Annotated in this window: 9 protein-coding genes; 2 read left to right on the top strand and 7 right to left on the bottom strand. The window is 37.5% G+C overall.

The features are described 5' to 3' along the window. Positions 1–3 precede the first annotated feature (3 nt). The gene (locus AC1DCD_RS05740; protein WP_464640792.1) at positions 4–690 is read left to right on the top strand and encodes a tetratricopeptide repeat protein; all 687 of its coding nucleotides are present in this window, start codon (positions 4–6) and stop codon (positions 688–690) included. Positions 691–708: 18 nt separating this feature from the next. Here the strand turns inward: AC1DCD_RS05740 and AC1DCD_RS05735 are convergent, their stop codons facing one another. Together AC1DCD_RS05735 and AC1DCD_RS05730 are read right to left on the bottom strand one after the other, a co-directional pair. Continuing rightward, positions 709–2,346: a beta-N-acetylhexosaminidase gene (locus tag AC1DCD_RS05735; protein ID WP_464640790.1), complete on the bottom strand. Its 1,638-nt coding sequence runs from the start codon at positions 2,344–2,346 to the stop codon at positions 709–711. Between the two features lie 40 nt (positions 2,347–2,386). Beyond that, positions 2,387–3,658: an MFS transporter gene (locus AC1DCD_RS05730; RefSeq protein WP_464640788.1), complete on the bottom strand. Its 1,272-nt coding sequence runs from the start codon at positions 3,656–3,658 to the stop codon at positions 2,387–2,389. Between the two features lie 104 nt (positions 3,659–3,762). Between AC1DCD_RS05730 and AC1DCD_RS05725 the strand changes: the two genes are divergently transcribed. Next, entirely contained in the window at positions 3,763–5,289 is a 1,527-nt protein-coding gene (locus AC1DCD_RS05725; RefSeq protein ID WP_464640786.1) for an alpha-L-fucosidase, read from the top strand. Positions 5,290–5,458: 169 nt separating this feature from the next. Here the strand turns inward: AC1DCD_RS05725 and AC1DCD_RS05720 are convergent, their stop codons facing one another. From AC1DCD_RS05720 to AC1DCD_RS05700, 5 genes are read right to left on the bottom strand one after another with little or no spacing between them, the layout of a single operon-like run. Further along, positions 5,459–6,463: a DUF1735 domain-containing protein gene (locus AC1DCD_RS05720; RefSeq protein WP_464640784.1), complete on the bottom strand. Its 1,005-nt coding sequence runs from the start codon at positions 6,461–6,463 to the stop codon at positions 5,459–5,461. Positions 6,464–6,483: 20 nt separating this feature from the next. Continuing rightward, positions 6,484–7,653: a DUF1735 and LamG domain-containing protein gene (locus AC1DCD_RS05715; protein WP_464640782.1), complete on the bottom strand. Its 1,170-nt coding sequence runs from the start codon at positions 7,651–7,653 to the stop codon at positions 6,484–6,486. Positions 7,654–7,672: 19 nt separating this feature from the next. Continuing rightward, positions 7,673–8,773, bottom strand: coding sequence for a glycoside hydrolase family 18 (locus AC1DCD_RS05710; RefSeq protein WP_464640780.1), 1,101 nt, complete (start codon positions 8,771–8,773; stop codon positions 7,673–7,675). Between the two features lie 35 nt (positions 8,774–8,808). Continuing rightward, positions 8,809–10,365, bottom strand: a complete 1,557-nt coding sequence (locus AC1DCD_RS05705; protein ID WP_464640778.1) for a SusD/RagB family nutrient-binding outer membrane lipoprotein — start codon at positions 10,363–10,365, stop codon at positions 8,809–8,811. Positions 10,366–10,395: 30 nt separating this feature from the next. Beyond that, positions 10,396–13,506 carry a SusC/RagA family TonB-linked outer membrane protein gene (locus AC1DCD_RS05700; protein WP_464640776.1) on the bottom strand — a complete coding sequence of 1,037 codons (3,111 nt, stop codon included), beginning with the start codon at positions 13,504–13,506 and terminating at the stop codon, positions 10,396–10,398. Positions 13,507–14,082 lie beyond the last annotated feature (576 nt).

The raw sequence follows: 14,082 nt of genomic DNA, 5'->3' as shown, positions 1-14,082 counted from the left end.
TATATGGTAAATATAAAGAAAGTCTTTTTAGTGATAATCGTGTTATTAGAGAGCTATAATGTAAGTGCTCAGGTAAACCCTTTACGCGACTCTTTATTAGTAGCAACGCATAGGTTAGAGGAGAATGTTGCTTCAGTAGATTTGCGTTTAAAGCGTGCTTCATGGTATTTATTGCTTGAAAAATGGAGTTCGGCTAAAGATGATTATGATATAATTCTTGCTCATAATCCTGATAATATTGGAGCGTTGTTTTTTCGTGCTTATGCTAATGAGCGTTTAGGTAGGTATGGCTTTGCACGACAAGATTATAATAACCTTTTAAAGTTGGCTCCAGGACATTTTGAAGCACAATTAGGTTTGGTTTTATTAAACGAGAAGGATAAGCATTACACTGAGGCTATGGACGGTATTAATAGCTTAATAGAGCAGGCTCCTGATAGTGCTATAGCTTATGCTGTTAGAGCAGGAATAGAGAAAGAAAGAGGACTTCTTACATTAGCAGAATACGATTATACTCAGGCTATTATAAGAGATGTTAATAATATTGATTATATTATTCAACGTATAGAGGTATATATTAAACAAAAAAAATATAAGCAAGCCAAACGAGATGTTGACTTGCTTAAAAACTTAGGAGCTTCTTTCTGTGATATAAAGCCTTTTTTAGATAAGCTGAAAAATAAAATATAATATGTATTCGACCTCTTCTTACCAGTTTTCCCTATTATGCTTATATCTTTCTTGCCATAGATGTAAAGCATATATATAGCCGTATTTGTCGTATAGCTTTGAAAGGCGAGTAGCACGAATCTTAAATTGTTTAAAGTCTTTTTGCGCAGGACTCGTCCATTGCACCTCTGAGAGTGCTGCCATACGTGGAAGAAGCATATAAGTGGCAAGATTTGGATTGCTAATGTATTCTGTCCAAAGGTTTGCTTGTACACCTAAAATATGCTTTTTACTTTCTTCAGACATTGTTTTAGGAGCAGGATCGAGACTGTATACTTGCTCTACATCTAAGGAGTGCACCTGTGTTAAAGGTTCAGAATATTGTTCTTTTGTTTGAGCGTAGTCGAAATAACAATATGAGGTGGGCGACATAATAACATCATGTCCCATTTTAGCTCCTTTTTCGCCAGGCTCAATACCACGCCAACTCATTATTGTTGCACTTTTGTTAATATCTCCATCAAGTATTTCGTCCCAACCTATTATAGATCTTCCTTTACTGTTAAGATATTTTTCTATACGATTGGTAAAATAAGCTTGTAATTTATTAATAGGAAGACCTTCCTTTTGCATAATTTTTTCACACTTTGAACATTCGCTCCAGCGTTTTGTTGGAGTTTCATCTCCTCCTATATGAATATACCTCGAAGGGAAAATATCTATTATCTCATCAAGAACACCTTCTACAAACTTAAAGGTATCTTCATTGCCTATACATAAAACATCATAATATACTCCCCAGTTGTGTCCCACTTTATATGGACCGCCAGTACACCCAAGATTAGGATATGATGCAAGCACAGCTTTCATATGTCCAGGCATATCTATTTCAGGTATAACAGTGATATGACGCTGACGTGCATATTCCACTATCTCACGGCATTGCTCTTGCGTGTAATAGCCACCATACTTAATACTATCATCTACATCGCTATTACGTCCCATCACGGTGCCTGTGCGTACAGACCCTATTTCTATGAGCTTAGGATATTTTTTTATCTCTATGCGCCATCCCTGATCATCGTTAAGATGCCAATGAAAGGTGTTCATGTTATGTAAGGCTATGAGATCAATAAATTTCTTAATGAAATCTATAGAGAAGAAATGGCGAGAGCAATCTAACATCATTCCTCTGTATTTAAATCGAGGTGCATCTTTAATTTCTGCTGCTGGTAATGCGATAGGATTATTAATGGCATTGCATATAGGGAGCGATTTCCTTAATGTTTGTACACCGTAAAAAACTCCTGTCGATGTAAGACCGCTAATTTTAATATTTTTATTATTAATATTTATAGTGTACGCCTCTTCGCCTTTTATGTTTTTGTTGTTTAATAATAATTCTATGTAGTTACCTTTCTTTGGTTTAATGTCAGATACTTTTAGCTTTAATCCTGTTAGGTCTGCTATATAACAAGACAGAAAACATGCGTTTTTTTGCATTAAATCGTCTTTAGAAGAGCAAAAAATAGTGGTGTTGCTATTAAGAATAAAGGCTTTTCCCTTTACCATCACAATACTTTGTGGTAGAGGTATTACATCATAAGACACATCTGTAGCAAAACCTGTTGCCACAAAAAGGCTTAGTACTAAGGATAGTAAGATTTTTTTTGTCATATTTTTGTAAATTAAATATATAAAAGATTTTCAGTAGATATTAATCTTCATAAGTAAAAGGTACAAACCATGTAATAAGCAGTGCAGGAATGGTACAGAATAGCACGAAGATAAAGAAGTGTTTATAACCTATTGCATCACTTACTACACCACTAAGCATACCTGGAAGCATCACGCCAAGGTTCATTATACCACTTGCAAAGGCATAATGTGCCATTTTGTGTTTACCCGGAGCTATTTGTTGCATCATAAACAGTGTAAGACCCACAAAGCCAAAGCCGTAACCGAAGTATTCCATAACTATACCGCACCCTATTATCCAAATGTCAGAGGGCTGGTATACGGCTAATAAGGTATAAGCTATAAAAGGTATGTTAAAAATCAATGCTAAAGAGAAAAGACTCTTTTTAAGTCCTCGTTTAGCAATATAGTTTCCTCCGAGGATACTTCCTATAACAAAAGCTGCTGCCCCAAAAGTGCCATAACATAAGCCTATTTCTTTTTCGCTCAATCCTAATCCACCTACAGTAGTAGATGCTTTTAAAAAAAGAGGAACTATCTTTATAGCAAACCCTTCAGCAAACCGATAGAGGATAATGAAGATAATATAATACCATATATGCTTTTTCTGAAAAAACTCTTTAAAAAAGAATAACAGTTCGTTTAAAGTTTGCTTGAAAGTAGTTATTTTCTTATTTGTTTTCTCTTCTTTAGGTAAGAAAGCGTAGTGATAAATGCTTAAAGCTATCATAATAATACCTATAATGAGCATTATTATCATCCACGCTTTAGCAACACCAAACATCTTAATAAATATGCCTGCAAGATATACCAAACCACCTGTGGCTGCTATCTTTGCTATATTATAAAATGCTCCTTGCCAGCCTATCCAACGTGCTTGTTCCTCTTTTGAAAGCACAGAGATATAAGTGCCATCGGCTGCTATATCATGAGTAGCACCGCTTAATGCTACCACTGCAAGCATGGCAATGGTAATAGCAAAAAAAGAAGATGCACCTAAGGCAAAAGCTATCAATGCAAACATGATACCTGAAAGCAGCTGTGTAGTGACAACAAAAAATTTTTTTGTTTTGTAAATTTCAAGAAATGGGCTCCAGATGGGCTTTAATGTCCATGGAAGCATGATTAAAGAGGTCCAATAAGCTATCTTAGTATCAGATACCCCCATACCTTTATACATTAAGGTGCATACCATGTTAAGTACAACAAATGGTATACCCATGGCAAAATAAAGAGTAGGTACCCAAGTTATAGGACTCGTTTTTTTTCTTTCAGAAGTGATCTGACCCATTGTTTTTTTGTTTTTAGGTTATTAGTTGATTATATTTTTACAAAAGTTGTTGCAAAGGTACGATATTTTTTTTACTTTTGTATATATATAAAATAAAACCTATTATGATATTAAAATCTATTATCTCTGGTGTGTTACCCTTATGCTTATCATCATTGCCTGTTTATGTTAAAGGGCAAAACATGGTAGTTATATCGCCTCAAGACACACCTTCTTCTATTATCTCTAAGGCTGCTAATGTTGCGCCTTCGTTGAGGCAGTATTTATGGCAGCGTCAGGAGCTAACTGCTTTTATTCATTTTGGAATGAATACATTTACTAATAAGGAGTGGGGAGATGGCAAAGATAGTCCGAGCCTATTCTGTCCCACTGAGATTGATGCAGAGCAGTGGGTTAAGACCTTGCGAGATGCAGGTTTTAAGAGTGTTATTCTTACCTGTAAGCATCATGATGGCTTTTGTCTTTGGCCAAGTGCTTATACCGATTATAGCGTAAAAAGCTCGCCATGGAAACAAGGAAAGGGCGATGTTGTGCGCGAGGTTAGCAATGCGTGTAAGAAGTATGGAGTAGGTTTTGGTGTATATCTCTCACCATGGGATCGTAACTCTCTGCTATATGGGCAGGGCAAAGCCTATAATGATTACTTTATAAAACAGCTTGAAGAGCTGCTTACCCAGTATGGTCATGTTAGCGAAGTGTGGTTTGATGGGGCTAATGGAGAGGGTCCTAATGGTAAGAAGCAGAAATACGATTTTGTGCGTTGGTATAAGCTTATACGCAAGCTACAGCCACAAGCTGTTATTGCCGTAATGGGGCCAGATGTGCGTTGGGTAGGTACAGAGACGGGGCGTGGACGTGAAACAGAATGGAGCGTAGTGCCTAAAGACAACCTCGACCCTACATTAATAGCTAAACATTCGCAGCAGACAGAGCTTTTACCCCCTGAAGGCGATATGGTAGGCGACGATATAGGTAGTAGGAGTAAGATATTAAAAGCAAAGGTTTTGGCGTGGTATCCTGCTGAAATAGATGTATCTATACGTCCTGGTTGGTTTTATCATAAGGCTGAAGACAATAAGGTAAAATCGTCAAAAGAGCTAACCGACATTTATTTTTCATCGGTAGGGCGTAATGGTGTGCTCTTGCTTAATATTCCTCCTAATAAGGAAGGACGCCTTTCTGCTGAAGACGTAAAGTCTTTAAAGTCTTTTAAGGAAAATATAGATAATATCTTTAAGACTAATTTGTTAGCCAGGTATATAGATAAAAACAGAGTAAAGGCTTTTAAGGCTCTTAAACCAAGCATAGATGGACGTTATGAAACTTCTTCTGTTTTAGCTGATAATGAAAATAAGGCTAAAAACAAAGTGCTTACCTATTATTTAAAGTCGCCTATTACGTTTAATGTTTGTGCTTTACAGGAAGATATTAGCAAGGGGCAACGTGTAGAATCGTTTGTCGTTGAGGCAAGAAGAGTAGGAGGTAGCTGGGAAAAAGTGGCAGAAGGCACTACTATTGGTTATAAGCGTCTTTTGCGTTTTAACACCGTAACTGCTCAAGAAATACGACTTGTTATCAAGCAAACACGTGGTAAGGTATATTTATCAGAGTTTGGCTTATATATGGAATAAACCATTATCTTTTCTTAAACGCATTTATTTTGTAAGTGGCAAAACTACTATATATAGTAGTTTTAATTATATAAAAAACCTCCTTAGAGTCGTCTAAAATTTGCTCTAAGGAGGTTTTCTTTTATATTAGCTCTATGCTATAATAACGTCTTCATTTACAAATAATACTTTATTTATAGAGCTTGAAACCGTTAAGAAAGGAATTTTCTTTTACTTTATCAAAGCGTTCTATAGTATCAATGTGTAAGTACTTAAGTTTAATAGGTTTTACAAAAACAATAGACCAAACTTCGTTTTCGGTAGTAGGTTTCTTCTTTAAAGTAGCTACTCCTAATTTTTCCATCTTATTTTCGTCTGTGCCACCATAGATTTCGAGACGAGAAGGTACAAAGTTTGCTACATTTTGTCCTTGTATTGTTAGTGGTAAAATATACTCAAAGCCTGCAACCTCTTGTTCTTTTGCTAATTTTACTTTAAGCATGCCATACCCATAACTGAGGAATAGATATATAGACCCATCTTTAAATAAGCCATTTTCATCTTGTATATAATCAGTACCATAATATTCGTTAGGTATGGTATAGTCAGTTACAGGTATTAATGTTTTACCATCTAAAGTTCCGGCAGAGTTAATATAGCTTTGCTCTTTAGTAACGTTCCATACATAATGATTATATTGCTTACTTATCCTTGTACCGTCATTAGGCACTATAGTGAATGCTATACGTCCATCTTTCTGCATGTCGAGCAGCGATTTTGATGTTTTGTTAAGTGTTATAACAACATCTTTAGACGAGGTTTCACCTTGCTTTATTGTAACGGTCTTTGTCGAGAAGTTTACCGCATCTTCACCTAAAGAAGTAACACCTTTCTTTGTAGCGAGCTTACTGTTATCTACCTTAATATTAAAAGTAAGGTCTTTATCTGCTGTTGCTGTTAGGCGAACTTTAAACTTTAGGTCCTCTTTAGGTACTTCTAACATCTTAGTACCTACTATTTGGGTAAAGTTGATATAGCTTTCCTTGCCAAGATTGTCTATGAAAGCTATAGCCGAATAGTCTTCTTTCTCTTCAGGATATAACCCGCTTCCCACTTCTGGTTCGCTTTGGCACGATACTAAGAAAGGCATTAGGGCAGTGGCTACTAATATTGTTGTTTTTGAAAATAGTTTCATGAGATATTTTTTATAGGTTATTAGTTATTATGTCCATCTATACGAACATCTTTAGTCCATGTTATAGCAGTAGGAACAGTAGCAGGTTTACCATGCCCTGTAGCATCTTTAAACTCTTGTCCCTCTCCTTCGTTTAGTTTCCAGTAAGCCTCTAAGCCAGGACTTGTTGGGTCGCAAGAGTACATATTATTAGCAATTTCCGATTTAGAACGTGCTTTAGTCCATAAACGAAGTTCGCTAACCATAACATTTGCTTTAAGATAATCCTGATTACCAAACTGTGCATGATCACTAAGATATACTACCTTACCGGGTAAGTCCATAGAGTTGTCTAATGTGCCGTTAACATATAGATATAACTTTGTCCCTTGACATACAAAGGCTAAGTGGTACCATGTGTTAGACTTAAAGAGCATATTGCTATTCATCTGTGTACCTTGTGTCTTTACCTGTAAGCGATTACCCTCTATAGGAGCATCTCCGAAACGTGTATATATCTCTCCGTCTTTACCTGCTGGTGCCCAGCAGCCAAAGAGGGTCTGGTTGTTAAGCTCGCCTACACGAGTGCCAAGCATGCTGATGTTTACGTTCATCTCGAGAGTCCACTCCTTAAGCGAAAGCTCTTTTCTAAAGTTTAGCTTAATGTTGCTACTACTGTTAATAGTAGGAACAGCCTGATATACTACTTGGTCTAAAATATATACCATGGTGCTACCAGAGGTAAGTACCTGCTCAGCACCATCTTTAGCCTTTAGCTTGAATGCTATAGCATACTTCTTTCCGCTATCTTTTAAAGCCTTAGAAAGTGGCTTTATAGTGAGGACAGCTGGTTGTGAAGTAACTTTCCCTTTGCTAACGGTAATTTCAGAAGCCGATAAGCTATAACTACCTTCTGGTAAAAAGGTGTAGCTTGTCTCGTTATGCTTGTTAAAAGCGTTTAGAGCTTCAGGGTCAGGAGTTAGCTCGAAAGAGCTGTTTTGCTGAGCTATGTCTGAAAGGCGCACACTGATGTTTTGTGTAACAGCTTGCTGTCCTAATGTTATCTTAGTAGAAGAATTACCACTTGTGGCTGTCTGTGCTATATATGCTTGATGTGTCAATTCAGAATATTCTGCATTATTGCAAGAAGAAAAAGCCACAGTGCCCATTATTAAGCCACCTAAAACGTATTTTGGTAGATAATTTTTCATTTTCTTTTCTTATTAATCGTTATTTAATAATAGGGTTCATTATATTAATAGCTTTGCGCAAATATGGGTAAGTAATAGAGTTTTTAGGTCCATACTCATACTCCATGTGGAAAGTACCTACACCACCTTTTCTATAAGTCTTACCATCGTAGGTAGGCTCCCATTGTGCAAAACCCCATAGAGATGGCATTGTTTCACCATGAGGGGCTCTAAAAGTCACACCACCTGAGCTTGCGTAGCGTTCAAAGTTCTCACATACTATAATTTTTTTAGCAATCTCTTCCACTTTAAGAGTTCCTTTAAAATGTCCTATTTGTGAAGATACTCTGCTATCTAATCCCGAATTAGAGCTATTACCGTATGCCTGTAGGATAAAATAGTCGAAATAGCTACCTAAAGAAGCAAGGAATGCGTGAGGCTCTCCATCTACTACTAACATCTTCTTTGTACCCGATTTAGGACCTATGCGTTTAGCTAAAGTTTCTACAAAGGTAGTCATTATCTTTGGGTTTGTCCAAAGCTCACGATCAGTAGCAAAGGGCTGTGCATAGCTTGGCTCTGCATCTATATCGAAACCATCGTAGTTATATTTGTAAATGGTGTCGCATATAGCGTTAGCATACTTCTTTGTAGCTTCTAACTGTGAAGCCTCGTCATTTTTCCAGCCCCAAAACTCATGTCTCCACTGCTTAAAGGTCATGCCTGCCTTGCGCTTATCTTCAGGAATTTCTGGCGTTATCTGGTCGCCAATGTCAAACACTAAGAAGCATATAAGAGCCTTTGTTCCTTTTTTCTCTTGTACATAACGAAGATCCTTTAGCTGAGCAGCAGAAGGATTTTTCCAGTTACCCCATAGAGAAACGAAGTCTGTACTATCTGGAAGTCCTGCAAGCGAATTTTCTAACGACGCACCGCTACCTGTCCAGTTACCAAACCACCCAAAAGATACCTCATGATCGGTAGCTTTATATTTGCGTAGCTGAGCATAATAAGCCTCACTTCTGTTAGTGGTTGTAAGATCAGTAGGGTTTTTAGGTTCTGTCTCAGTCCAGTCACTACATGCTGTAAAGGCTGTAGTGGTTATAGCTGTGAGTAATATTGTCTTGAATAAATTTTTCATCTTTTTAGTTTCAATCTATTTAATTTCACAATATATTATTTTTGCCACCACATTTTAGCTTCATAGTTGTCTTGTCCTCCACGAAGCATTTTTACGGCTTTTTCGTAATTGTTTTTGTTTTGGGTAATTTCATCATGTGCAAAAGGTATGCGGTTAGGCACCTGTAGGGTAGAGCCTGTAGACTGTGCTACTGGGAACACCTTAGGATATCCAGTTCTGCGAAGCTCGCACCAGCCTTCTTGCCCGTCAGGATAAAGAGCTATCCATTTCTGTGTTATTAAGCGTTCCATCTTTTCTTCTTCAGTAGCGTTATTGTTCCATTTAATGGTAATAGTGCTTACAGCACTGGCATTAGCACCATAGCCTCCTGCAGCGTCTACATAGTCGGATTGCTTTAAGGTGTTGTTATTGATATAATCGTCAGCACCTTTAGCTCCCCACTGCTCAAATGATAGGCGAATAGCTTCGTTATAAAGCTCCTCTACAGAGCCTCCCATGCCAGCCCAGTTAGCCAATGCTCCCTCAGCGCGGCAGAAAGCCATCTCTGAAGCAGAAAGCCATACGCCACGAGTATCTTTTGTTACGTTAGCAGAAGAGTATAGCTTAACAGCCACAGCTTTGTTACCTATCTTAGCACCTACACGACAGCCTATAACAGGGCGTGCGCCTTGTGTAGCAGTAGCATTAAAATATTTCATAAGTCGTGGATCTTTATATCCAGTCATATAGCTCTCTATGTCGGCAGCAGCACGAGTATCACCCCATTCTACAGATGTTTTATATAATCCGTTAGGTGAGTATTCTATGGTACAGTTGTCTTCATTTTTAGTAATAACCCCATCTTTTACAGCTTGTTCGCCTATCTTTTTAGCAAGTTCAGGAGCTACAAAGCGCATACGTATAGCCATACGTAGCTTTAAAGAGTTAGCATATTTTTCCCACTTAGCACAGTTGCCTTTATACACCTTATCATATTCTTCTGCCACAGTGAGGTTAGGCTTTATAAGTAATAAAGGTTTTATAATGCTGGTAGCCTCATCAAGGTCTTTTATAAGCGATTTGTATACATCTTCTTGAGAAGAGTAAGCATTAGGATTGTCCTTAACTGCTCCTATCTGAAGAGGTCCGTACATATCTGTAAGACGTAAGAAGTTAGCTGCACGCATAATCAAAGCTAAAGCATACATTACCCCTTGCTTGTTAGTAAGGCGTGCTATTGCTTTAAAAGCAGATACTGTTTTAGGTTGAGAGTCTTTATAAGGATAGCTTACCCAGCCGTCAGGAGCATTAAATTTAGCAAAGTTTTTCTCTGCAAAACTGTTATTAGCGTATGTAAAAAAGCGTCCTAAGGTGTTACCTATTAAGTCTTGATTCATCTGATAGGTATTTTCCTGTTCTGGGAACGACTCGTTTTCCATTTGCACAATAAAAGATGAGGTTGTATAGTTATCTCTGTTAAGCTCTTCTGAAGATAGACATTCTCCCGGACGGTTCTCTTCTTGGAAGCCTTCTGTGCATGAAGATAACGTATAAATCATAGTAGAAGCCATTATACATGGTACAATACTTCTTTTTATGTAATTCTTGTTCATTTTAATTATTTATTAGGATACAAGATTGTTTTAGAATTGTAGTTTAATATTAAAGCCTAAAGAACGCAGACTTGGCTGCATAAAGTAGTCGAAGCCTTGGTAATATGTTCCTGTAGAGGCTGTAGATTCAGGATCGAAAGGAGCTTTATTGTAAAGCATTAATAGGTTGTTAGCGTTTATACCAAGAGTTAGCTCTGCGCCACCTAACCACTTACGAGGGAAGGTGTAAGAAGCATGAAGCTCTTGAATGCGAGCATTTGTAGCACTATAAATATATTCAGACCATATAGGGTTGTCGCCACCTACAATGCTATAATAGTTTTGTGCGCTGATAACACCATTATTAACAGATATGCCTCCGTTATCTCTTGCTATCTCTGTGCGTTTAGAAACACCGTAAGAGTCCATTATAGCCTGTGTTTGAGACATTACTATACCTCCTAAGCGGGCTGTAATAACGAAGCCAAGATTAAACCCTTTGTAAGTGAAATCGTTAGAGAAACCAATATTACCCTTTGGAAGCACTGACCCTCTGTAAGAAGGATTAGTAAGGTTAACCTGAGCTATATTGCCGTCTTGCACAGCTATATTGCCATCGGCATCGCGCTTAAAGTCGGTAGTCATGTAGATATCTCCCATAGTACCACCTTTTTTAAGTATTACCTCGGCACCCTTTAAGCCACCTTGTCTGATAGTTTCTTTAGGATCTTCAAGCAAGTCGATAATCTTGTTTTGGTTAGCACTGTAAGTAACATTAGAGTTCCATGTAAAGTTGCCCCACTTATGGTTATAGCCTAAAGAAAGCTCTATACCACGATTGCGCACATTACCTGTCTGCACATACTCGTTAGTATAACCTTCACCACCTGTAATAGGACGCAAGAAGGTTTGGTTCATTGTGTTAGACTGGTATAAGGTTAAGTCTAATGTAAGGTTGTTATTAAAGAATCGGGCTGTAAGACCTGCCTCCCAAGAGTTTGTTCGCTCTGGCTTAAAGTTGTTTGGGAACTTATAAGTTACAGTAGCATACGACTGTGAAGCTGGATTATAGCCATATCGCCAAGGAGATGTGATATTAGGCGAAATAGCCGAACCTACTGATGCCCATGAAGCACGCACCTTCATATAGTTAATAAATTCTGGCATTTTAGCCATTTGTGATATTACTGCCGACATACCTACAGAAGGGTAGAAGAAAGAAGGATTGTCTGTATTGTCTAAAGCAGAGTCCCAATCGTTTCTACCTGTAAGCGTCATATATAGCATACTCTTCCAGCCAAGCTCAACGTTAGCAAATATAGAGTTGATACGATGCTTGTTACCATAATATATAGGGCGGTTGTCGTTTGTAGGTTTGCCATAATCTATAGCATGAGGAGTAAAGATATTAGAAGGTGCCTTTAGTCCTCCTTGAAATCCTGATACAGAGTAAGCTGTACGAGAGAAAGAAGTACCAATGTTAGCACCAATGCTATAATTGCCCAATGTTTTGTTAATGTTGAGCATTAAGTCTCCATATATAGAGTTGTCATCTACGTTATCATAGCCATAGTAGCCATATTTAGAATGAGCAAACAAAGTAGTGGTAGAAGCATAACGCTTGTCATCTTGGAAAGTCTTAGCATCGTCCCAACGTAAACGGCCAGTAACATCTAAATAGTTTGTTATCTTATATTTAACGTTACCGCTTACCATATAACGATTGCGCTTGTTCTGTCTAACCATTCTGTTAGCCACCCAATAAGGGTTCTGCATGCTTAAAGCATCACCATAACCCCAGTTTTGAACGTGTATACCACGCGAAGGATCGTAAAGCTCAAATGTGCGAATAGCATCAAAGCTCTCACCTCGTGGGAAAAGATAAACAGAGGTTAGAGGGTTGAAATACTGACCTTGAGCCATTAAGTTGCGGTCTACCTCACGAACATAATTAAAATTGAAATCAACGGTCAACTTATCATTCAGCATAGAAGTAGTATTACGGAATGTAAAGTTATAACGGTCGTACTTGTTGTTAGGGATTATACCTTTAGCATTTGTTGTACCAAGAGAAAGGTATGTCTGATTCTTTTCAGTACCAGCCGTTAAAGAAACGTTGTTCTGGATATTAGCACCTGTATTAAAAAACTTTTTAGGCTCGTAATTGCCATAAGGAGAACCTGTAGCAGCACCCCATGACCTGTTATCTTCAGGAGCATTGATATACTTGTTTTGGAACTCTGGCATTACGAAAGGATTAGCAAACTGAGAGCTGTTACTTATAGTAACCTTAACCTTTCCTTTCTTACCTTTTTTAGTAGTAATCATGATAACACCTTGAGCAGCAGCAGAACCATATAGAGCAGCAGCAGCAGGACCAGAAAGAACGCTTATCGATTCGATATCTTCAGGGTTGATGTCTGCTATACCCTCGCTACCAGGCTGTGAAGCATAGAAACCACCATCTATAGCACCATTGCTTGTGTTAGTAACAGGCACACCATCTATTACATATAAAGCCTGATTGCTTTTAGTAATACTCTTAGGACCACGCATTACCACACGAGTAGCACCACCCATACCAGCAGAAGAAGCATTGATATTAACACCTGCTACCTTTCCTGAAAGAGAGTTCATAAAGTTAGTACTCTTTACATTGGTAACCTTATCACCACCCACTTTCTGCACATTGTACGAAAGAGCTTTTTCCGAACGCTTAATACCAAGAGCAGTTACTACTACCTCATCTATAGCTGTTGCTTCAGGAGCAAGCTTTATGTTAAGCGTAGTAGCACCATTAACAGCTATCTCCTGAGTCTTATACCCAATATAGCTAACTATCAACGTAGAATTGGCTGGAATGTGGAGAACATACTTACCGTCAATGTCGGTTTGAGTACCTGTCTGAGTACCTTTCACGCGAATAGAGGCACCTATAATAGGATCGCCTTTCTCATCAACTACACTACCAGCAACTTTTACTTTAGTGTTAACACCAAGAGCCTTTAGGCTTTCTGAAACATGTGAACCTCTACCATTTATAACCGTACTAACATAATTTGCTTTAGCAACGCTGGATACACCCACAACATTACTTGCAAACGCTGTTAAGCTACAACATGATAGAAACACACTAACTGGAAGGATCTTACCTTTTTGCATTAGTATAAAAATTTTATTAATAGAATTATTTACGTTATGATATTTCAGGCCATTTTACTTTTTTCATTAAGACAGCCCTCTGATACCATCTTAGTAATTAAGCCTCCTTCTTATGGGAGATTTTTAGTTATTATTTCAGTGGCAAATTTAATACATATTTTTTGTTTGTAGAAATGATATTAAAAAGAAAACTCAAAATATAACAAAAATAAATGTTTTTTAATCTCTAACATATACTTCTACCTATTTATATATAGAGCGTATAGAATAAATAAAAGTATATTCATATTATGCAAACTTGCCCTTTAGCCTTAGAATAGTTAAAGCTCGAGTAAACATGAGCTTTTGCATATACAACAACACGCTTTAAAGATTAATACATTACTTCTTAATAAATAAAAAACATGGAACGAAAAACATTTTTAAGTTATTTTACTCATAAAAATAAATTAAAAATAAAACAAAAATAATTTATTTTTCCTCCTGTTGCCTAATCTTTTTAGACCTATAGCTCATTTTGCAGGATAGAATCCTCCTTAACTACCGATATACACTGGTGTTCTCAGCAATTCAAAC

The organism is Prevotella sp. C0209C1 (assembly GCF_056583855.1).
This window is presented reverse-complemented; position numbering and strand designations above follow the sequence as displayed.

Coding starts and splice junctions, on each gene's coding strand:
- AC1DCD_RS05740 (WP_464640792.1), top strand. CDS start 4: ATGGTAAATATAAAGAAAGTCTTTTTAGTGATAATCGTGTTATTAGAG.
- AC1DCD_RS05735 (WP_464640790.1), bottom strand. CDS start 2,346: ATGACAAAAAAAATCTTACTATCCTTAGTACTAAGCCTTTTTGTGGCA.
- AC1DCD_RS05730 (WP_464640788.1), bottom strand. CDS start 3,658: ATGGGTCAGATCACTTCTGAAAGAAAAAAAACGAGTCCTATAACTTGG.
- AC1DCD_RS05725 (WP_464640786.1), top strand. CDS start 3,763: ATGATATTAAAATCTATTATCTCTGGTGTGTTACCCTTATGCTTATCA.
- AC1DCD_RS05720 (WP_464640784.1), bottom strand. CDS start 6,463: ATGAAACTATTTTCAAAAACAACAATATTAGTAGCCACTGCCCTAATG.
- AC1DCD_RS05715 (WP_464640782.1), bottom strand. CDS start 7,653: ATGAAAAATTATCTACCAAAATACGTTTTAGGTGGCTTAATAATGGGC.
- AC1DCD_RS05710 (WP_464640780.1), bottom strand. CDS start 8,773: ATGAAAAATTTATTCAAGACAATATTACTCACAGCTATAACCACTACA.
- AC1DCD_RS05705 (WP_464640778.1), bottom strand. CDS start 10,365: ATGAACAAGAATTACATAAAAAGAAGTATTGTACCATGTATAATGGCT.
- AC1DCD_RS05700 (WP_464640776.1), bottom strand. CDS start 13,506: ATGCAAAAAGGTAAGATCCTTCCAGTTAGTGTGTTTCTATCATGTTGT.